Raw genomic sequence first — 20607 nt, 5'->3', positions numbered from 1 at the left:
CCTGCGCAGGACCGGACGCATCCTGGCATCACTGCATCAATTGCATCAACACGGCAGCAATCGGAGGACTACATCGGCATGGCGAAAATTTTCTGCGTGGCCAATCAGAAGGGCGGCGTCGGCAAGACGACCACCACGGTGAACCTCGCTGCCGGACTGGCGTCGCACGGGCAGCGTGTCTTGTTGGTCGACCTCGATCCGCAGGGCAACGCGACGATGGGCAGCGGTATCGACAAGGCCGCGCTCGAGACGAGCGTCTACGAGGTACTGGTCGACGGTATCGACGTGAGCACCAGCGCGCAGCGCTCGGAGTCCGGCAATTATGATGTGCTGCCCGCCAATCGCGAACTGGCCGGCGCGGACGTGGAACTCGTCTCGCTGGACAACCGCGACACTCGCCTGAAGCAGGCGCTGGAGAAGGTCGATGGCGACTACGATTTCGTCCTCATCGATTGTCCGCCGACGCTATCGTTGCTGACCCTCAACGGTTTGTGCGCGGCGCATGGCGTCATCATTCCAATGCAGTGCGAATATTTCGCGCTCGAAGGTCTGTCCGATCTCGTCAACACGATCAAGCAGGTGCATGCGAATCTGAATCGCGACCTCAAGGTGATCGGCTTGTTGCGTGTGATGTTCGATCCGCGCATCACGTTGCAGCAGCAAGTGTCGGAACAGCTCAAGTCGCACTTCGGCGACAAGGTTTTCAACGCGATCATCCCGCGCAATGTGCGGCTCGCGGAAGCGCCGAGTTACGGCATGCCGGGCGTCGTCTTCGATCCCGCATCGCGCGGTGCGAAGGCGTATCTGGACTTCGGCGCGGAAATGATCGCGCGCATTCAAACTATGTAAGGCGCATTCGCGCAGGAACGCATTGTCATGGCGACCAAGACCAACGCACTGAAAAAAAAGGGCCTGGGCCGCGGCCTCGAAGCGCTGCTGGGCGCTCACGCCGATAACCACAACGGCGCGGCAGAGGCGAGCGCGCAAGGCATGCCTTCGGTGATGCCGCTCGAACGCCTTCAGGCCGGCAAGTATCAACCGCGCACGCGCATGGACGAAGGCGCGTTGCAGGAACTCGCCGCGAGCATTCGCGCGCAAGGTCTGATGCAGCCGATTCTGGTGCGTCGTGTCGATGGTGAGAAGTACGAAATCATTGCGGGCGAACGACGCTTTCGCGCCGCACGTATTGCGGGGCTCGCGGAAGTGCCGGTGCTCGTGCGCGACGTGCCCGACGAAGCCGCCGCCGCCATGGCGCTCATCGAGAACATTCAGCGCGAAGATCTGAATCCGCTCGAAGAGGCGCAGGGCATTCAGCGTCTGCTCGGCGAATTCAACTACACGCATGAACAGGCCGCGGAGTCGCTCGGCCGCTCGCGCAGCGCCGTGTCGAACCTGCTGCGTCTGCTCAATCTCGCGCAGCCGGTGCAGACCATGTTGCTCGCGGGCGATCTCGATATGGGACACGCGCGCGCATTGCTCTCCGTGGACGCCGCAACGCAAATCACGCTCGCGAATCAGGTCGTGAACAAGCGCCTGTCGGTGCGCGATACCGAACGGATCGTGAATGCGTCGCTCAAGCCGCAAGGCGACGGCATTCGCCGTCGCCCGGCGGAAGAGGGCGGTCGCGACGTCACGCGTCTCGAAGAGGAACTGTCGGATCTGCTGGCGTCGAACGTGAAGATCAAGGTCGGCCGCAAGGGCGCCGGACAACTGACGATCGAATTCGGCAGTCTCGACGCACTCGACGGTATTCTCGCGCGCATTCGCGCCGAGTGATTTCGGTGTCCTGACGATATTGCCGTGGACGATCGGGCCGGGGAGCCGGTAGGGGCGACAAGCACCATAGGAACGACGTCCCGCGGGAGCGTCGCGTCGCGCATCGTGTGTGCCTTGCGCGCGATTTGGGAGCGGGTGCGCGACGATCGCGTGTTGCTCATCCTGCTCGCGGCATTCGTCATTCTGCAAATCGCGAAACCCGCAAGCGTGGGCGAACTGTTCGCGCGTATCGATCGTCACACGATACTGACGCTTGCCGGATTGCTGATGCTCACACGCGCCATCGATCAGAGCGGGTTTCTCGACTGGCTCGCGCAACGATTGCTGCGCGCATTTCGCACCGAACGTCGCCTCGCCTTGCTGATGGTGACGTTTGCCGCGGCGCTCTCCACGCTGCTGACCAACGACGTTGCGCTCTTTGCCGTCGTGCCGCTTGCGCAGTCGCTTGCGCGTATCGCGCCGGTACGCATCGAACGCCTCATCATTTTCCTCGCGCTGGCCGTCAATGCCGGTTCGAGCCTCACTCCGCTCGGCAATCCGCAGAACCTTTTTCTCTGGCAACACAGCGGCATGGGTTTCGGCGCGTACGTCGTCATGATGACACCGGTCACGCTCGCACTCATGGCGATGCTGCTCGTGGTGTGTGCGTTCGCGTTCGATTCGCGGGCGCTGCATTTTCAGCGGCAGGGCCCCAGGCATGACGTGCGCTGGCCGCTGCTGTGGATCGCGCTGGCGCTGTTCGCCGTTTTCGTGACGCTCGCGGATCACGGTTTTGCCGCATGGGCGTTTGCGGGCGTCGCCGTCGTATTGCTCGCCGTTCGGCGCAATGCGGTACTCGGCATCGACTGGCTGCTGCTGGCGATTTTCGTGCTGATGTTCGTGGTGTTGCGCGGCGTGGCCGGTCTGACGGAAGTTCGGGCGGTGCTCGGGCACTTCGATTTCTCGAACGGGCCAATGGCCTACGGCGGGGCGGCGGTGTTGTCACAATTCATCAGTAACGTGCCGGCAGCGATTCTGCTCGCCGAGTATTCGCAGAACTGGCCGGCGCTCGCCCTTGGGGTGGCGGTGGGCGGGTTCGGACTCGCAGTGGGATCGCTGGCGAATCTGATTGCATTGCGCATGGCGAAATCGGACAGGATCTGGTGGCACTTTCACTACCTTTCCGTTCCGTTTTATCTGGTGGCATTGCTAGTCGGGTACGTTGCACTGAAATGGGTCTGAACGCGCACGGAACGCAGGCCAGTTGCGGGGAACGTGCGGCGTTTGCGCGTAATGCCGCGCTGCACCATGAGCAAAGTTGCACTCCGTGAGAGTTGGCGCCAAATCGAAGCATGCACTGTGCAGTTTCGGCGAATTTGTTGCGCGTTTAGATTGACTGGGCTTCGTAATTTCCCGTAAAATCTCGCGGGTTTAACTGCTTGAAGAGCCCATTCGTTAGCACGAGTCGGGCGGGGAGGCTGCGAGATGACCGAGACATCACGGTCGAACTTGGAACCCGAACCGCAAGCGCCGGCACGTGCAGCATCAGAAGCTTGGGACGACGAGCAGGAGCAGGAAAAACCTATCGTTCCGCTCACGCGTGCGCAGGCTGAGCGCCTGTTCGGTCCCGATGTGGGGCGCGCGTCAAGTGTGACTCCATTCCGGGTGGTGGGGGCCCAGGTGCTGTTGTCGCTGGTTGCGACACTGGCCTGGTGGCTACTGTCGGCATCGCCGCGAGACGCGGCGCTGTCCGCATGGCTGGGTGGGATGGTGGGTTGGATTCCGGGCGCGCTGTTTGCGCTCCGGCTAAGAATTTCAGGTGATCGTGTCTCCGTCGGTTCGTTGGTGACGGGAGAGGCGATCAAGGTGGCAACGACGATTGCGTTATTGGTGGCGGTAGCGTTCGGATTTCCCGGGGTTCACTGGGTCGCGCTTCTGGTCACTTTCGTGCTCACGCTCAAAGTCTATTGGCTTGCGATGGCACTGAAGTAGCGGTGCAAATCCGCTCACGCGTCGACACGCTACCGTGTGCGGATTTTCATAATTGGGTGTTTGATCGCTATGTCAGTAGAAGCCGGCCACGCTCCGAACCCGTCGGAGTACATTTCGCACCACCTGCAAAACCTCGCGAGCTCGACGCAGACCAGCATCGTCGATTTCTCGATCATCAACTGGGACACGATGTTCTGGTCGGTCACGATGGGCGTTCTGGGCTGCTTCGTGTTGTGGATGGCAGCGCGCAAGGCCACCTCTGGCGTACCGGGCCGTTTCCAGGCGGCGGTCGAAATGCTCGTGGAAATGGTCGAAGACCAGTCGAAGAGCATCGTGCACGGCAATCGTGCCTTCATCGCTCCGCTCGCGCTGACCGTGTTCGTCTGGGTCACGCTCATGAACTCGCTGGATTTGCTGCCCGTCGATCTGCCGTCGAAGGTGATCGGTTGGGTCGGTCTGGGGTCCATCATCACGCATCACCGCATCGTGCCGACGGCCGACCTCAACGGCACGCTCGGCATCTCCGTCGGCGTGCTCATCCTCATGCTGTTCTACAGCTTCAAGATCAAGGGCGCCGGTGGCTTCATGCATGAGCTGTTCACCGCACCGTTCGGTAACCACTTCCTCCTGTGGATCCCGAACCTGCTGCTCAACATCATCGAATTCTGTGCCAAGACCGTGTCGCTCGGTATGCGACTGTTCGGCAATATGTACGCCGGCGAACTGGTGTTCCTGCTGATCGCTCTGTTGGGCGGTATCTGGAGCTTTGGCGCAGATGCGTCGGTGCTGGGTTTTGTCGGTCACGTCATTGCCGGCACCGCATGGGCGATTTTCCACATCCTGATCGTGCTGCTCCAGGCGTTCATCATGATGATGCTGACGCTGGTGTATATCGGCCAGGCACACGACCATCACTGATCGGTCGTTGCGGAAGTGACGTTTTTCGGTTTTTCAGTTTTTCAAATTTAAAGTTTTAAGTCTCTAACCAAAAGGAGTAATCATGCAAGCTTTCATCGCCAACATCCAGGGTCTGACCGCCATTGCTATCGGCATCATCATCGGTCTGGGTGCTATCGGCGCCTGTCTGGGTATCGCGCTGATGGGCGGTAAGTACATCGAAGCGTGCGCCCGTCAGCCCGAGCTGATGAACCCGCTGCAAACGAAGATGTTCCTGCTGGCCGGCCTGATCGACGCTGCATTCCTGATCGGTGTGGGCGTTGCCATGCTGTTCGCTTTCGCGAACCCGCTGCTGTCGCGCCTCGCCTAAGTTTCTTTCGGCCGGTCGCGCGCTAACCTGCGCGGCCCACTGGACATGAACGGCGCGCCCAAGCCAGCAGGCACAATGGGGCGCGCTGTTTTGCCAATCGACTCGCATCACCGAAAGGAAACACCGTGAACATAAACGCAACTCTGTTCGCGCAAACCGTCGTGTTTCTGATCCTGGCATGGTTCACGATGAAATTCGTGTGGCCGCCGCTGATCAAGGCTATCGACGAACGCGCGAAGAAAATCGCAGACGGTCTGGCCGCCGCCGACAAGGGCAAGGCTGAACTCGAAGCCGCCAACAAGCGCTCCACGCAAGCCCTCGCGGACGCCCGCGACGAAGGCGCGAAGCGTATCGCCGACGCCGAGAAGCGTGCACTGGCCGTGGCCGAAGAGATCAAGGCGCAGGCGCAAGCCGAAGCGGCTCGTATCATCGCCAATGCCAAGGCGGAAGCCGAGAATCAGGCCGTCAAGGTCCGTGAATCGCTGCGCGAAGACGTGGCTGGTCTGGCAGTGAAGGGCGCCGAGCAGATCCTGAAGCGTGAAATCGACGCCAAGGCCCACGCCGACCTGCTGAACCAACTCAAGGCAGAGCTCTGATCATGGCCGAACTCGCTACCATCGCTCGTCCGTATGCCGAAGCGTTGTTCCGCGTGGCCAAGTCCGGCGATCTGAATCGCTGGTCGCAGCTCGTGCGCGAACTGGCGCAAGTGGCAGCGCTGCCCGAAGTGGCCAACCTGGCCGACGATCCGAAGGTCTCCCCGTCGCAAGTCGTCGACGTGCTGACCGCTGCCGTGAAATCGACCGACGCCGAAGTGCGCAACTTCGCCGCCGCCGTGGTCGAGAACGGCCGTCTGGCTGCCATGCCGGAAATCGCCGGACAGTTCGAAGCGTTGAAGAACGCTGCTGCCGGTTCGGCAGACGCCACGATCGAAAGCGCCTTCCCGCTCGAAGGCGAGCAATTGACCTCGCTGGTCAAGGGCCTCGAGCACAAGTTCGGCTGCAAGCTCAACCCGAGCGTGACGGTTGATCCGTCGCTCATCGGCGGCGTGCGTGTGGTGGTTGGCGACGAGGTGCTGGACACTTCGGTGCGCGCCCGCCTGGCGGCTATGCGGACGTCGCTGACGGCCTGAGGCCGGCGCGATACGCCTGCGACGGCAAGAATTGAATATCAGGAGCACATATGCAACTCAATCCCTCTGAAATCAGCGAACTGATCAAGAGCCGGATTCAAGGTCTCGATAGCGGCGCCGAAGTCCGTAACGAAGGCACCGTGATCTCGGTGACGGACGGCATCTGCCGCATTCACGGTCTGTCGGACGTGATGCAGGGCGAAATGCTCGAATTCCCGGGCAACACGTTTGGTCTGGCACTGAACCTCGAACGCGACTCCGTCGGCGCCGTGATTCTGGGCGAGTACGAGCACATCTCGGAAGGCGACACCGTCAAGTGCACGGGCCGCATTCTTGAAGTGCCGGTCGGCCCGGAACTGAAGGGCCGCGTCGTTGACGCACTGGGCCAGCCGATCGACGGCAAGGGTCCGATCAACGCGAAGGAAACCGACGCGATCGAAAAGATTGCCCCGGGCGTGATTTGGCGTAAGTCGGTGTCGCAGCCGCTGCAAACCGGTACGAAGGCTATCGACGCCATGGTGCCGATCGGCCGCGGCCAGCGTGAGCTGATCATCGGTGACCGCCAGACGGGTAAGACCGCTGTGGCCATCGACACGATCATTTCGCAGAAGGGCAAGGGCGTGACCTGCGTCTACGTCGCGATCGGCCAGAAGGCTTCGTCGATCATGAACGTGGTGCGCAAGCTCGAAGAGCACGGCGCGATGGAATACACGATCATCGTGACCGCCACCGCTTCGGACTCGGCCGCCATGCAGTTCATCGCACCGTACTCCGGTTGCACGATGGGCGAATACTTCCGCGACCGCGGCGAAGACGCGCTGATCATTTATGACGACTTGACCAAGCAAGCCTGGGCCTATCGTCAGATCTCGCTGCTGCTGCGCCGCCCGCCGGGCCGTGAAGCTTACCCGGGTGACGTGTTCTATCTGCACTCGCGTCTGCTCGAGCGTGCTGCCCGTGTCTCGGAAGAGTACGTCGAGAAGTTCACCAACGGCGCAGTCAAGGGCCAGAGCGGCTCGCTGACGGCACTGCCGATCATTGAAACGCAAGCCGGCGACGTGACCGCATTCGTTCCGACGAACGTGATCTCGATTACCGACGGCCAGATCTTCCTGGAAACCGACCTGTTCAACGCAGGCATCCGTCCGGCAATCAACGCCGGTATCTCGGTGTCGCGTGTGGGTGGTGCCGCTCAGACGAAGGTCATCAAGAAGCTGTCGGGCGGTATCCGTACCGACCTCGCACAGTACCGTGAGCTGGCTGCGTTCGCGCAGTTCGCCTCGGATCTGGACGAAGCGACCCGTAAGCAACTCGAGCGCGGCCGCCGCGTGACGGAACTGCTCAAGCAGCCGCAATTCGCGCCGCTGCAAGTGTGGGAACTGGCCGTTTCGCTGTTCGCCGCCAACAACGGCTATCTGGACGATCTCGAAATCGCTCAGGTCCTGCCGTTCGAAAAGGGTCTGCGTGAAGTTCTGAAGACCAGCCACGGCGCACTCATCGGCCGTATCGAAGAGACCAAAGATCTCTCGAAGGACGACGAAGCTGCCCTGCACGCTGCGGTCAAGGACTTCAAGAAGACCGGCGCTTACTAATCCGGTTGAATCGGTAACTATTCAACGGACCCGGGAAGGCGCGATGTTCAGGCAATACCGAACGTCGCGCCGAGACAAGGAGTAAGCAATGGCTGGAATGAAGGAAATTCGCGGCAAGATCAAGAGCGTGCAAAACACGCGCAAGATCACCAAGGCCATGGAAATGGTGGCCGCGTCGAAGATGCGCAAGGCGCAGGAACGCATGCGTCATGCCCGGCCGTACGCTGACAAGGTGCGCCAGATCGCCGCGCATATGGGCCAGGCGAATCCGGAATACCACCACCCGTTCATGGTGAAGCATGCCGACGCGAAAGCGGCCGGCATCATCGTGGTGACGACGGACAAGGGCCTGTGCGGCGGCTTGAACACCAACGTGCTGCGTGCCGTGGTGAGCAAGCTGAAGGACATCGAAGCACAGGGCCTGAAGGTCGAGGCCACCGCTATCGGCGGCAAGGGCTTCGGCTTCCTGAACCGTATCGGCGCGAAGGTGGTTTCGCACGTTGTGCAACTGGGCGACACCCCGCACCTCGACAAGCTGATCGGCGCTGTGAAGTTGCAGCTCGACGCGTACGCCGAAGGCAAGCTGGACGCCGTGTACCTGGCTTACAACCGCTTCGTGAACACGATGAAGCAGGAAGCCGTGGTCGAGCAACTGCTGCCGCTGCCCGAAAAGCTGGAAGGCGAATCGGAAGACGCGAGCGCGGTCCCGGCACAGCATTCGTGGGACTACATCTACGAACCGGATGCGAAGACGGTCGTCGATGCCCTGCTGGTGCGATATGTCGAAGCTGTCGTGTATCAGGCAGTCGCAGAGAACATGGCGTCGGAACAGTCCGCCCGCATGGTGGCCATGAAGGCCGCGTCGGACAACGCAAAGACCGTGATCGGTGAATTGCAGATGGTCTACAACAAGGGCCGTCAAGCAGCGATTACGAAGGAACTGTCCGAAATCGTGGGTGGCGCCGCCGCAGTGTAAGCGGTGGCACGGGCCGATGCGCCGTAAGGCGAAATGAATTTGAGTATCTAAAGGAAAAGCGATGAGTACTGCTTTGATTGAAGGCAAAATCGTACAGTGCATCGGCGCCGTTATCGACGTGGAATTCCCGCGCGAAAGCATGCCGAAGATCTACGACGCGCTCACCATGGAAGGTTCGGAACTGACCCTCGAAGTCCAGCAGCAGCTGGGCGACGGCGTGGTCCGTACCATCTGTCTGGGGTCTTCCGAAGGCCTGCGCCGCGGTATGACGGTGCAAAACTCGGGTCTGCCGATCACGGTGCCGGTCGGTAAGCCGACGCTGGGCCGCATCATGGACGTGCTGGGCCGTCCGATCGACGAAGCCGGTCCGATCGCCAAGGACCACACCCGTTCGATTCACCAGAAGGCTCCGGCATTCGACGAGCTGTCGCCGTCGACGGAACTGCTCGAAACCGGTATCAAGGTGATCGACCTGATCTGCCCGTTCGCCAAGGGCGGCAAGGTGGGTCTGTTCGGTGGTGCCGGTGTGGGCAAGACCGTGAACATGATGGAACTCATCAATAACATCGCCAAGGAACACGGCGGTTATTCGGTGTTTGCCGGCGTGGGCGAGCGTACCCGTGAAGGGAACGACTTCTACCACGAAATGAAGGACTCGAACGTTCTGGACAAGGTTGCACTGGTGTATGGCCAGATGAACGAGCCGCCGGGCAACCGTCTGCGCGTCGCGCTGACCGGTCTGACGATGGCCGAGCACTTCCGTGACGAAGGTCGCGACGTGCTGTTCTTCGTGGACAACATCTACCGTTTCACGCTGGCCGGTACCGAAGTGTCGGCACTGCTCGGCCGTATGCCGTCGGCCGTGGGCTATCAGCCGACGCTGGCCGAGGAAATGGGTAAGCTGCAAGAGCGTATTACGTCGACCAAGACCGGCTCGATCACGTCGGTGCAAGCCGTGTACGTGCCTGCCGATGACTTGACCGACCCGTCGCCGGCCACCACCTTCGGTCACTTGGACGCCACCGTCGTTCTGTCGCGTGACATCGCCTCGCTGGGTATCTACCCGGCAGTCGACCCGCTCGATTCGACCTCGCGCCAGATCGACCCGAACGTGATTGGCGAAGAGCACTACACGGTTACCCGTCGCGTGCAATCGACGCTTCAGCGTTACAAGGAACTGCGCGACATCATCGCGATTCTGGGGATGGACGAACTGTCGCCGGACGACAAGCTGGCCGTGGCCCGCGCACGTAAGATTCAGCGTTTCCTGTCGCAGCCGTTCCACGTGGCAGAAGTGTTCACGGGCTCGCCGGGCAAGTATGTTCCGCTCAAGGAAACGATCCGCGGCTTCAAGATGATCGTCGACGGTGAGTGCGACCACCTGCCCGAGCAGGCGTTCTACATGGTTGGCACGATCGACGAAGCGTTCGAAAAAGCCAAGAAGATGCAGTAAACGGTTGAGTGCCGGGCGACGGCGGGGTCTCGCAAGAGACGCCACCGCAACCCGGCAGGTGACTGTTGCGGGGCGGGGTAGCGAGGCGAGGACGGTAACGTCCGGACCGGCGCGCCTGCCGCTTCATCACACTCAACGGGAGCGATTATGGCAACCATTCACGTAGACGTCGTCAGCGCGGAAGAGGAAATCTTCTCGGGTAAGGCGCGCTTTGTGGCGCTGCCCGGCGAAGCCGGCGAGCTGGGTATCCTGCCCGGCCACACGCCGCTGATCACGCGTATCAAGCCGGGTGCCGTGCGCATCGAGGACGAAGCAGGTAACGAGGACTTCGTCTTCGTGGCAGGCGGCATTCTCGAAGTGCAACCGGGCACGGTGACCGTGCTCGCCGACACCGCCATCCGCGGCAAGGATCTGGACGAAGCCAAGGCTAACGATGCCAAGCGTCGTGCAGAAGAAGCAATGTCGAACAAGGATTCGAACATCGAGTACGCTACCGCCCAGGCCGAACTGGCCCAAGCGGTTGCGCAACTCGCAGCGATTCAGAAACTGCGTTCGAGGAAGTAAACCTCGACGTTGTGACGGCCTCGTGCCGCACAATGCCGGTCGATTGCCGAGACGAGCATTTCAGGACGCTCGTCGTCGCGTAAAGGCAGCGGAAGCCCCATGCATTAACGTGCGTGGGGCTTTTGTTTTGTCTGGCCCGTTCCGATCCGTTCCGGTCCGTTCGGATACACGGCCATTGCCGTGGGGCCTTCGGACCGTGGTCGCCGACACCCTACACTCAGGGCCATCCCCACTCGATACGTCACTCAAATTACGTTAACGTAAACGTCAAGCCAGCGTGACGCGCTATTGTTATGAAGAGACGCTCGCCGTCGTTCGATGCGACGACAGGCGGGTTCGTCGTCGGCGGACGGCCCTCTGCATCGGCGGGTGTGGCCCGGCCGGGATCGCCGCGGAAGTCACAAGCCTTGCAGGCGACATCGGCAGCATAGGCCAGGCGGCCAGGCGGCTGCACGGCAACCGCAACAACGACGACATCGCCGTCACGCGACAGCATTGACCACTTCAGTAGTGCTTCAGGAGACAAAAGCATGGAAAGCCGGGAAGGTGCGGGCGTTGTACCTCGTAATGGGCTGTCGTATGTGAAGGGTGATACCACCGTACCGCTTTCGACGTTGACGGTATTCGGACTGCTCGCCGAGACGGCGGCGAAGTTTCCGGAGCGGCAGGCCGTGGTGTTTCGCGAGCAGGGCGTGGACTGGACATGGCGTGAGTTCATCGCTCACGTCGACACATTTGCCGCCGGGCTGATTTCGCTCGGACTGAAGAAGGGCGACCGCGTGGGGATCTGGTCGCCGAATCGCGTCGAGTGGCTGGTCACGCAATTTGCCACGGCGCGTGCCGGGTTGATTCTGGTGAACATCAACCCCGCCTACCGGATGGCCGAGCTGGAGTACGCACTGAACAAGGTCGGCTGCAAGGCTCTGGTCGCGGCGGAGTCGTTCAAGTCGTCGCGTTATCTGGAGATGCTCAACGCGCTGGCCCCCGAATTGGCGACGTGTGCGCCAGGACAACTTCAATCGGCAAAATTCCCGACGCTGCGTACCATTATCCGCATGGGGCTGGAGACCACGCCCGGCATGATGAATTTCAGCGACGTGGTCACGCTGGGCGCCGACGCCAATCTCGACGAACTGCGACGCGTTTCCGACGCCCTCGATTGCTTCGATCCCATCAACATCCAGTTCACGAGCGGCACGACCGGTAACCCCAAGGGGGCGACGCTCACGCACCACAACATCGTCAACAATGGCCGGTTCATCGCGATGGCCATGCGCTTCTCCGAGCGCGACAGCCTCTGCATTCCCGTGCCGTTCTACCACTGCTTCGGCATGGTGCTGGCCGTGCTCGCCTGCGTATCGACGGGCGCGACGATGGTGTTTCCCGGAGAGGCGTTCGACCCGAAGGCCACCATGGCCGCCGTCTCCGAAGAGAGTTGCACCGCGCTGCACGGCGTGCCCACGATGTTCATCGCGCAACTCGACCATCCGGAGTTCGGCAATTACCACTTCGATACGTTGCGCACGGGCATCATGGCCGGTTCGCCATGCCCCATCGAGACGATGAAGCGGGTGATCGACCAGATGCACATGAGCGAAGTGACGATTGCCTACGGCATGACGGAGACGAGCCCGGTGTCGTTCCAGACCACGACGACCGATCCGCTGGAAAAGCGCGTGACCACGGTCGGGCGCGTGCAGCCCCACCTTGAGGTCAAGCTCGTCGACGCGGCCGGCGACATCGTGCCTGTGGGCGAGAAGGGCGAACTGTGCACAAAGGGCTACTCCGTAATGCAGGGCTATTGGGACGACGAGCCGCGCACGCGCGAGGCGATCCGCGACGGATGGATGCACACGGGCGATCTCGCCACGCTCGACGAAGAGGGATACTGCAACATCGTCGGTCGCGTGAAGGACATGCTCATTCGCGGCGGCGAGAACATCTACCCGCGCGAAATCGAGGAGTTCCTGTTCCGCCATCCGAAAGTCCAGGCGGTGCAGGTCTTTGGCGTGCCGGATGCGAAGTACGGCGAGGAAGTCTGCGCGTGGATCATTCTCAAGCCCGGTCAGCGTGCCACGGAAGATGAAATCCGGGCGTTCTGCAAGGATCAGATCGCGCACTACAAAATCCCGCGCTATATCCGTTTCGTGGACGAGATGCCAATGACCGTCACGGGCAAGGTGCAGAAATTCATCATGCGCGAACAGATGGTGGAATCGCTGGGGCTGCACGAGGAAAAGACGGCGTGAGGGCACGGCACCTACGTCGTTGCCACTAGCGATTCGGGCGTGACAATGGCGCGCAACCGGCGGGGTCCGGGCGCGGAGGGGCCGTTCAACGATAAGTCGAGCACCCCTCTGCCCACAATTTAAGCAAAACCGGGGCGAATGCCGTATGATTCGGGATTACCCTAGGTGTCGCTCAATGCCCGCTCAAACTTTTCGCACCGTTTTCGTCCTCGGCATTCTGTCGGCCATCGGTTCGCTCTCGATCGACATGTATCTGCCTGCGCTGCCGAGCATCGCACGCGAATTGAGCACGACGGACGCCGCGGTGCAATTCTCCCTCGCGTCGTTCTTCATCGGGCTGGGCCTGGGTCAGTTGCTCCACGGTCCACTGGCCGATCGTTACGGCCGCAAGCGTCCGCTGTATGCCGGACTCGCGCTCTACACGCTCGCTTCCGCGGGCTGCGCGCTCGCACCCAATATCGAGACTCTCATCGTGAGCCGCTTCATTCAGGCCGTTGGCGGCTGCGCGTGTTTCGTGATCGCCCGTGCGATGGCGCGCGACCTGTTCGATACGGCCACGGTGGCGCGAGTCCTCTCGCGCATGACGCTCATCATGGGCGCCGCCCCCATTCTCGCGCCGCTCATCGGCGGGCAAGTGTTGAACTTCGTCGGCTGGCGCGCGATCTTCTGGGGCCTCACCGTCTTTGGGGCGGCGTGCTTCGCGATGTCCGTTTATTGGCTGCCGGAAACGCGTCAGGCAGCGAAGCAGGCGCGCAACTGGCTTGCGACGGCGTGGCACAACTATGGCGCGCTGCTGCGCGATCGGGAATTCATGGGCAACGCATTGGCGGGCGGCGTATCCCAGGCCGGGATGTTCGCGTACATCACCGGCTCGCCTTTCGTGTTCATCAATCTGTACGGCATCGACCCGGCCAACTACGGCTGGCTCTTCGGACTGAACGCGTGCGGCATCATCGGCGGTTCGCAGATCAACGCCTATCTGCTGCGTAAGCGCCGTCCCGCCGACGTGTTGCGCCGTACCAACAATCTCGTCGCCATGCTGGGTTTGCTGATGCTCGCAGTGGCGGCGCTCAGGCTCGGCGGACTCATCGGGTTGATGGTGCCCCTGTTCGCCTACGTGACAAGCCTCGGCTTTTCCCAGCCGAACGCCATCGCGCAAGCGCTCAATCGGCAGCATCAGCGCGCGGGTGCGGCGTCGGCCCTGCTCGGAGCGCTTCAATTCCTCGCGGCAGCAAGTGCCGGGGCCGCGGTGGGCCTGCTGCATGCGCGCTCGGCCGTGCCGATGGCGGCCGTCATGGCCGCATGCGGGGTACTGTCGTGGTGTTTCCACACGGCCCTCATTCGCCGGGCGGGGCCGGCATTGCCCCCGAGTGCGGATCCCGTCTGACAGACGTCGGCGATCACCCGGTCCCGGCAAGGAAGGCGGCCACGGCCCATGTGCCGGCGCGAGCTGCCTTCCTCGCAGTTTTCTTCAACGCCGCGTCAAGGCCAGACAGCGGGAACCGCTAACGGAACGAACCTTCCAAACCTGAACTTCGGCACGCTGCACTACATCTGTAACACTTTGTAATTGCGCTGTTCCAGTGCCCGCGTCATAGGCAAAGTACGATCCAGCGATCCATTGCAGAAGCCCCCCGAAAATTTTTGCAAGGATGGCTAAAGTTCGGCAAACGCCCGCCGAAATACAGTCAAGTAGTAAAGCGTAGCTTCGTGACGTTTTCATGAACGGGTTGCGCCTTGTCACCGAACGCTCCCACCGAGCGCGTCGTAGAGACCCTGCGCGCCGCTCTTGTAGGAAAAAGTCCTACAAAAAACTTCCACTTTTCTCGCTCCCTTCTGTAGTTTTTCTCCGATTTCTTTATCTTTTGCCCTTGTCCACAATGCGAGGGAATAGACAGTAGTACCGCCAGATTCATCCATTGCGCCGGGGGGCCGCATGCGAAACAGCGAAACACTGAACGAGATTCGTGAGTTGAATCTCTCCTACCTTGTCCTGGCTCAGCGCCTGATCCGGGAGGATCGCGCGGCGGCAATGTTCCGCCTGGGTATCAGCGACCAGCTTGCCGATGTGCTCGGCAGCCTCACACTGGCTCAACTCGTCAAATTCGCGGGGTCGAACCAGCTTCTGTGCCGATTTCGATTCGACGACCACGTGATTCTCTCGAGCCTCACGCATGGTGCGAAAGACGTGGGTATGCAGCAGTCGCATGCTTCGATTCTGCTCGCGGGTCAGCCCGTCGAGCAGATCGGCTGAGCGTACGACATACGCGCCGCACGCCGCGCGCGGTCCTGTCGTTTTGCAGGACGGCGCCGGGCGTGACTTGCCAGGAAGCCTGTATATGCGTACCAAAAGCGTCGTTCTCGAGGCCCGTGAGATTCAGTTGGCCATCGAGCTGATCGAACTCGGCGCCCGCCTTCAGTTGCTGGAAGCGGAAACGAGTCTGAGCCGTGACCGGCTCATCAAACTCTACAAAGAACTCAAGGGCGCCTCGCCGCCCAAGGGCATGCTGCCGTTCTCGACCGACTGGTTCGTGACGTGGTTGCCCAACATTCACTCGTCGCTTTTCCACAACATCTATCGTCACCTCGTTCAGTACGGTGGCTGCCAGGGCATCGAAGCCATCGTGAAGGCGTATCGCCTCTATCTGGAGCATGTGGAGTTGCACGGTTGGGAGGCAGTGCTCGGGTTTACGCGGGCGTGGACGCTCGTTCGCTTTTTCGACAGCAAGATGTTGCAGATGACGCCGTGCACGCGCTGCGGCGGGCATTTCGTCACGCACGCGCACGAGCCGCATGGCCAGTACGTTTGCGGTCTGTGTCAGCCGCCGTCGCGCGCGGGAAAGACCCGCAAGGCGAAGCACGCGCACGCCGCCGATCTGGCGCCGGCGGTGGCGCCCGTCGCGCCGGACGCCGACATTTCTCCGCTGGCCGCCTGAGCGCGCCGGCTTTCCTATCGAGAAGCATCGAGGCGAATCGAAGCGAATCGAGGTTTTCCCGCCCCTACAGTTTCCCTGCGTGTCTGCCGTTAAGCCCTCTGAACAGGAAGGACATTTTTCCGTAGACGTATTTTTGCGAGAGGTATCCGGCAGTGCTTGTCGTCATTGGTTACATCATCGTTCTGGCCTCGGTCTTTGGCGGCTTCGTCATTGGCGGGGGCCACTTGGGCGCGCTGTTTCAGCCGACCGAGCTGCTGATCATCGGTGGCGCGGGCGTCGGCTCGTTCGTGGTGGGCAACAACAGCAAGGCGATCAAGGCGACGATGAAAGCGCTGCCGATGCTGTTCAAGGGCTCGAAATACACCAAAGAGCTGTACATGGAGCTGATGGCGCTGCTCTACGTGCTGCTCGCGAAAGCGCGTAAGGACGGCATGCTTGCCATCGAAGGGGACGTCGAAGATCCGGCGTCCAGCCCGGTATTCTCGCAATACCCGCGCATTCTCGGCGAGCCGCGCATCATGGAATTCCTCACCGACTATCTGCGACTGATGGTCAGCGGCAACATGAACGCGTTCGAGATCGAGAACCTGATGGATCACGAAATCGAAACGTACCGTCACGAGGGCGAGGTCCCCGCGCACTGTCTGCAAAAGACGGGCGACGCCATGCCGGCATTCGGTATCGTGGCGGCCGTGATGGGCGTGGTGCACACGATGGCGTCCGCCGACCAGCCGCCAGCCGTGCTCGGTGCGCTCATTGCGCAGGCGCTCGTGGGCACCTTCCTCGGCATTCTGCTCGCCTACGGTTTCATCTCGCCGCTGGCGCAACTCATCGAGCACCGCATCAACGAGTCGGTCAAGCTCTACGAGTGCATCAAGGTCACGCTGCTCGCCAGCCTGAACGGTTACGCGCCGGCCCTCTCGGTCGAGTTCGGCCGCAAGGTGCTTTACTCCACCGTACGTCCGTCGTTCGCCGAGCTCGAAGAGCATGTGCGACAGGTCAAGGCACGCTGACGGGCAAGCGCAATGAGCGAGAAAGAAGAGCGGCCCATTATCGTCAAGCGCCGCAAAGCCGGCGGGCACGGCCACCATGGCGGTGCGTGGAAGATCGCCTATGCCGACTTCATGACGGCCATGATGGCGTTCTTCCTGCTGATGTGGTTGCTCAGTTCCGTGAGCAGCAAGGAACTGACGGGTATCGCGGAGTATTTCCGCACGCCCCTCAAGGTCGCGCTTACGGGCGGACGCAACGCCGCCGATAACAGTGGCGTGATTCCGGGCGGCGGCGCCGACACCACGCGTACCGATGGACAGAAGTCGCGCGGCGATCAGACACGCGCGCGGCAGGCGACCACGGCCGAGATGGCCGAGCGCGCCGATGCACAACGTTTGCGCGAACTCAAAGCGCGCATCGAAAAAGCGATCGAAAGTAACCCCACGCTCAAACAGTTCCGCAAGCAACTGCTCATCGACGTGACGACCGAAGGCCTGCGCATCCAGATCGTGGACGATCAGAACCGGCCGATGTTCGCGAACGCGAGCGCTCAGGTGCAGCCCTACATGCGCGACATCCTGCGCGAGATCGGCAAGTCGCTCAACGGCGTGCCGAACAGCATCAGCCTGTCGGGCCACACCGATGCCACGGCGTACGCGCAGGGCGACAAGAGCTACAGCAACTGGGAACTGTCGGCGGACCGCGCGAACGCGTCGCGTCGCGAACTGATCGCCGGGGGTCTGGATGGCGAGAAGGTGCTGCGCGTAGTGGGGCTGGCGTCGACGGTGCCGCTCGACCGCGACGATGCATTCAACCCGATCAACCGCCGCATCAGCATCATCGTGCTCAACCGCCGCGCCGAGCAGTCGGTCAAGCATGAAGCGGATCAACCGACAATCGACGCCGCGAATGCCCGCGGTGCGGGCAGCAACGCGGTGAGCGCCGCGATCAGCGGCGAGCTTCCGGCCGTGCCGGGCGTGCCCACACCGCCCGCACCGCCGTCAGCCCCCACGATGCCGGGCGCGTCAGCGCGATAACCGACAAGAGGAGACGCATGCAGGCCTTACGCAACACGATTCTCGCCGTCGACGATTCCGCGTCGATGCGTCAGATTCTGGCGGCTACGCTCGACGAAGCCGGCTACGCCGTGACGACCGCCCGCGACGGGCAGGAAGCACTGGCGCTGGCGTCGAACGCGGCGTTCGATCTGGTTCTGACCGATCAGCACATGCCCGGCATGGACGGCCTGTCGCTCATTCGCGCGCTGCGCGAACTCGACGCATTTGCCGAGACGCCCATTCTGGTGCTGACGACCGAAGTCGACGGCGCCTACAAGACGGCAGCCCGCGAAGCGGGCGCCAGCGGCTGGCTGATCAAGCCGGTCGACCCCGAAGCACTGGTCGACGTGGTCGGTTCGCTCGTCGGCGAAGGCGCATGACGATGACGTCGAACGCGTCGATGGCACAACCAAGTTAGGACGAGGAAACCGGTGGATATCACCCAGTTCTACCAGACCTTTTTCGATGAAGCGGAAGAGTTGCTCGCAGAGATGGAGCACCTCCTGTTGGCGCTCGACGTCAGCGCGCCCGATAACGAGCAACTGAACGCGATCTTCCGGGCCGCTCATTCGATCAAGGGCGGCGCCGCAACGTTCGGCTTTACCGCGCTCACCGAGACCACGCACCTGCTGGAAAACCTGCTCGACCGCGCACGTCGCGGCGAATTGCAGTTGCGCACCGAGATGGTCGACACCTTCCTGGAAACCAAAGACGTGTTGCATCAACAGTTGAATGCCTACCGCGCCTCCAGTGAACCCGACGCCGAGGCGATGAAGCGCATCTGCGCCGTGCTCCAGCAACTTGCCGCCGAAGGCGACGGCGCACCGGTTTCCGCCGCCCCGGCTACCCCTACGGCTCCTGCCGCTGCTCCCGCCGCCGCGCCCGCAGCACAGGCAGCACCCCCAGAAGCGGCGGCCGACGCCGGCGGTGCGCCGACCAGCCCCGTGCCGCCGGGTCAGACCCGTCTGAAGGTCACCCTCACCGGCGTTGGCGAAAAGGATCAGGCGCTGCTCGCGGAAGAATTGGGCAACCTGGGCACCGTCGCCGGTCGTCACTCGGCGGCCGACGCCCTGCACCTGTGGCTCGACACGACGTGCGGCGCGGACGACATTCTCGCCGTGTGCTGCTTCGTGATCGAACCGTCGCAGATCGACGTGCAGGACGCCAGCGCGGCGGCCGCCGCTTCGGCCACGGCACCCGCGGCACTCGAGCCGGCGCCCGCTGCCGCACCGGTCCAGACATCGGAAATCTTCGTCCCGGCACCGATCGAAGTCCCGGTGGCGGCAGCGCCCGGGGCCGTCGTGCCGCCGCCCGCTGCCGAGCCGATCGTCGTGCCGCCCGCGCCGCAGGCGGCTGCCGGTAATGGTGGCAATGGTGGCAATGGGGCGCATCATCCGCCCGAGAAGCGCGCGGCCGCCCCGGCGGCCGGCGGCGCTGCCGGACACGAGAACACCTCGATTCGCGTAGGCGTGGAGAAAGTCGACCAGCTCATCAATCTTGTGGGCGAACTGGTGATCACGCAGGCGATGCTGGCACAGACGGCCAGCAGCCTCGATCCGATGCTGCACGACCGTCTGTTCAACGGCATGGGCCAGTTGGAGCGCAACGCACGCGATCTGCAAGAAGCCGTGATGTCCATCCGCATGATGCCGATGGATTATGTGTTCTCGCGCTTCCCGCGCCTGGTGCGCGATCTCGCGACGAAGCTGGGCAAGCAGATCGAGCTCGTGACGTTCGGTCAGGCGACCGAACTCGACAAGAGTCTGATCGAGCGCATCATCGATCCGCTCACGCACCTGGTGCGCAACAGCCTCGATCACGGTATCGAGACGACCGAACAGCGCCTGGCCTCGGGCAAGGATCCGGTGGGCCAGCTGGTGCTGTCCGCCGCGCATCAGGGCGGCAACATCGTCATCGAAGTGAGCGACGACGGCGGCGGTCTGCGTCGCGAGAAGATTCTCGCCAAGGCGCAGCAACAGGGCATGAACGTGTCCGATTCGATGCCGGACGAAGAAGTCTGGCAACTGATCTTCGCGCCGGGCTTCTCGACTGCCGAAGCGGTGACGGACGTGTCGGGCCGCGGCGTGGGCATGGACGTCGTCAAGCGAAACATTCAGCAGATGGGCGGCCACGTGGAGATTCTGTCCACGCGCGGCAAGGGCACCACGATCCGCATCGTGCTGCCGCTCACGCTCGCGATTCTCGACGGCATGTCCGTCAAGGTCGGCCCGGAGATCTTCATTCTGCCGCTGAACTTCGTGATGGAGTCGCTGCAACCGCGTCGCGACGACATTCGCGCGGTGACCGGCGAGGGGCAGGTCGTGCTGGTGCGCGGTGAATACCTGCCGCTCGTCGAGTTGTACCGTGCCTTCGACGTGCCCGGCGCCCGCCTCGATCCGACGCAGGGCATCATCGTGATCCTTCAGGCCGAAGGGCGCCGCTTCGCGCTGCTCGTCGACGAACTGGTCGGTCAGCAGCAGGTCGTGGTGAAGAACCTCGAAACCAATTACCGCCGTATTCACGGTATTTCCGCCGCCACCATCATGGGTGACGGCAGTGTGGCATTGATCGTCGATGTGGCGGCGCTCCAGCGCGGCCAGCGCTCGGCCGCTGCCACCATCTTCAACTGAAGTCGGAGACGCG

Annotated in this window: 21 protein-coding genes; 20 read left to right on the top strand and 1 reads right to left on the bottom strand. The window is 62.2% G+C overall.

All coding sequences use genetic code 11. The features are described from left to right. Positions 1 to 78 precede the first annotated feature (78 nt). The 12 genes from AB870_RS22695 (at position 79) to AB870_RS22640 (ending at position 10728) form a co-directional block, all read left to right on the top strand. A complete protein-coding gene (locus AB870_RS22695) occupies positions 79 to 849 on the top strand; it encodes a ParA family protein (protein WP_047906380.1) in 771 nt (256 codons plus the stop codon). Between the two features lie 27 nt (positions 850 to 876). Further along, on the top strand, positions 877 to 1776 hold the full coding sequence (locus AB870_RS22690) for a ParB/RepB/Spo0J family partition protein (protein WP_047906379.1): 900 nt from the start codon (positions 877 to 879) through the stop codon (positions 1774 to 1776). A gap of 114 nt (positions 1777 to 1890) precedes the next feature. Continuing rightward, positions 1891 to 2997 carry an SLC13 family permease gene (locus tag AB870_RS22685; RefSeq protein WP_418303977.1) on the top strand — a complete coding sequence of 369 codons (1107 nt, stop codon included), beginning with the start codon at positions 1891 to 1893 and terminating at the stop codon, positions 2995 to 2997. Between the two features lie 243 nt (positions 2998 to 3240). Continuing rightward, entirely contained in the window at positions 3241 to 3747 is a 507-nt protein-coding gene (locus AB870_RS22680) for an ATP synthase subunit I (protein ID WP_047906378.1), read from the top strand. A 69-nt stretch (positions 3748 to 3816) separates the two neighbouring features. Then, positions 3817 to 4665: a F0F1 ATP synthase subunit A gene (gene atpB / locus AB870_RS22675; RefSeq protein WP_047906377.1), complete on the top strand. Its 849-nt coding sequence runs from the start codon at positions 3817 to 3819 to the stop codon at positions 4663 to 4665. An 82-nt stretch (positions 4666 to 4747) separates the two neighbouring features. Next, positions 4748 to 5014, top strand: a complete 267-nt coding sequence (gene atpE, locus AB870_RS22670) for a F0F1 ATP synthase subunit C (RefSeq protein ID WP_044457493.1) — start codon at positions 4748 to 4750, stop codon at positions 5012 to 5014. A 125-nt stretch (positions 5015 to 5139) separates the two neighbouring features. Then, positions 5140 to 5610 carry a F0F1 ATP synthase subunit B gene (locus tag AB870_RS22665; protein WP_047906376.1) on the top strand — a complete coding sequence of 157 codons (471 nt, stop codon included), beginning with the start codon at positions 5140 to 5142 and terminating at the stop codon, positions 5608 to 5610. A 2-nt stretch (positions 5611 to 5612) separates the two neighbouring features. Next, the gene (locus AB870_RS22660) at positions 5613 to 6143 is read left to right on the top strand and encodes a F0F1 ATP synthase subunit delta (RefSeq protein ID WP_047906375.1); all 531 of its coding nucleotides are present in this window, start codon (positions 5613 to 5615) and stop codon (positions 6141 to 6143) included. Positions 6144 to 6193: 50 nt separating this feature from the next. Then, positions 6194 to 7735 (top strand): F0F1 ATP synthase subunit alpha, encoded by a 1542-nt coding sequence (atpA, locus tag AB870_RS22655; RefSeq protein ID WP_044457490.1) that lies wholly within the window; start codon positions 6194 to 6196, stop codon positions 7733 to 7735. 88 nt (positions 7736 to 7823) lie between these two features. Beyond that, positions 7824 to 8711, top strand: coding sequence for a F0F1 ATP synthase subunit gamma (atpG, locus tag AB870_RS22650; RefSeq protein ID WP_047906374.1), 888 nt, complete (start codon positions 7824 to 7826; stop codon positions 8709 to 8711). A gap of 61 nt (positions 8712 to 8772) precedes the next feature. Further along, positions 8773 to 10164, top strand: a complete 1392-nt coding sequence (gene atpD / locus AB870_RS22645; protein WP_047906373.1) for a F0F1 ATP synthase subunit beta — start codon at positions 8773 to 8775, stop codon at positions 10162 to 10164. Positions 10165 to 10311: 147 nt separating this feature from the next. Continuing rightward, on the top strand, positions 10312 to 10728 hold the full coding sequence (locus AB870_RS22640) for a F0F1 ATP synthase subunit epsilon (protein WP_047906372.1): 417 nt from the start codon (positions 10312 to 10314) through the stop codon (positions 10726 to 10728). Between the two features lie 250 nt (positions 10729 to 10978). Here the strand turns inward: AB870_RS22640 and AB870_RS22635 are convergent, their stop codons facing one another. After that, the gene (locus tag AB870_RS22635; RefSeq protein ID WP_047906371.1) at positions 10979 to 11224 is read right to left on the bottom strand and encodes a hypothetical protein; all 246 of its coding nucleotides are present in this window, start codon (positions 11222 to 11224) and stop codon (positions 10979 to 10981) included. A gap of 34 nt (positions 11225 to 11258) precedes the next feature. On the opposite strand from AB870_RS22635, the gene AB870_RS22630 reads away from it, so the two are divergent. The 8 genes from AB870_RS22630 (at position 11259) to cheA (ending at position 20594) form a co-directional block, all read left to right on the top strand. Then, a complete protein-coding gene (locus AB870_RS22630) occupies positions 11259 to 12977 on the top strand; it encodes an AMP-binding protein (protein WP_047906370.1) in 1719 nt (572 codons plus the stop codon). Positions 12978 to 13152: 175 nt separating this feature from the next. Then, positions 13153 to 14364, top strand: a complete 1212-nt coding sequence (locus tag AB870_RS22625; RefSeq protein WP_047906369.1) for a Bcr/CflA family multidrug efflux MFS transporter — start codon at positions 13153 to 13155, stop codon at positions 14362 to 14364. 549 nt (positions 14365 to 14913) lie between these two features. Continuing rightward, positions 14914 to 15231 (top strand): flagellar transcriptional regulator FlhD, encoded by a 318-nt coding sequence (gene flhD, locus AB870_RS22620; RefSeq protein WP_023598340.1) that lies wholly within the window; start codon positions 14914 to 14916, stop codon positions 15229 to 15231. An 85-nt stretch (positions 15232 to 15316) separates the two neighbouring features. After that, the gene (flhC, locus tag AB870_RS22615; protein ID WP_047906368.1) at positions 15317 to 15913 is read left to right on the top strand and encodes a flagellar transcriptional regulator FlhC; all 597 of its coding nucleotides are present in this window, start codon (positions 15317 to 15319) and stop codon (positions 15911 to 15913) included. A gap of 152 nt (positions 15914 to 16065) precedes the next feature. Beyond that, a complete protein-coding gene (gene motA / locus AB870_RS22610; RefSeq protein WP_023598342.1) occupies positions 16066 to 16926 on the top strand; it encodes a flagellar motor stator protein MotA in 861 nt (286 codons plus the stop codon). A 12-nt stretch (positions 16927 to 16938) separates the two neighbouring features. Then, positions 16939 to 17943 carry a flagellar motor protein MotB gene (gene motB, locus AB870_RS22605; RefSeq protein WP_047906367.1) on the top strand — a complete coding sequence of 335 codons (1005 nt, stop codon included), beginning with the start codon at positions 16939 to 16941 and terminating at the stop codon, positions 17941 to 17943. Between the two features lie 17 nt (positions 17944 to 17960). Next, positions 17961 to 18344: a response regulator gene (locus AB870_RS22600; protein ID WP_047906366.1), complete on the top strand. Its 384-nt coding sequence runs from the start codon at positions 17961 to 17963 to the stop codon at positions 18342 to 18344. A gap of 111 nt (positions 18345 to 18455) precedes the next feature. Further along, on the top strand, positions 18456 to 20594 hold the full coding sequence (gene cheA, locus AB870_RS22595) for a chemotaxis protein CheA (RefSeq protein ID WP_237170158.1): 2139 nt from the start codon (positions 18456 to 18458) through the stop codon (positions 20592 to 20594). Positions 20595 to 20607: the final 13 nt, after the last annotated feature.

It is taken from the genome of Pandoraea faecigallinarum (assembly GCF_001029105.3).
Taxonomy (GTDB): Bacteria; Pseudomonadota; Gammaproteobacteria; order Burkholderiales; family Burkholderiaceae; genus Pandoraea; species Pandoraea faecigallinarum.
Note: the sequence above shows the minus strand (reverse complement) of the source record. Positions and strands in the feature narration are given on the sequence as shown.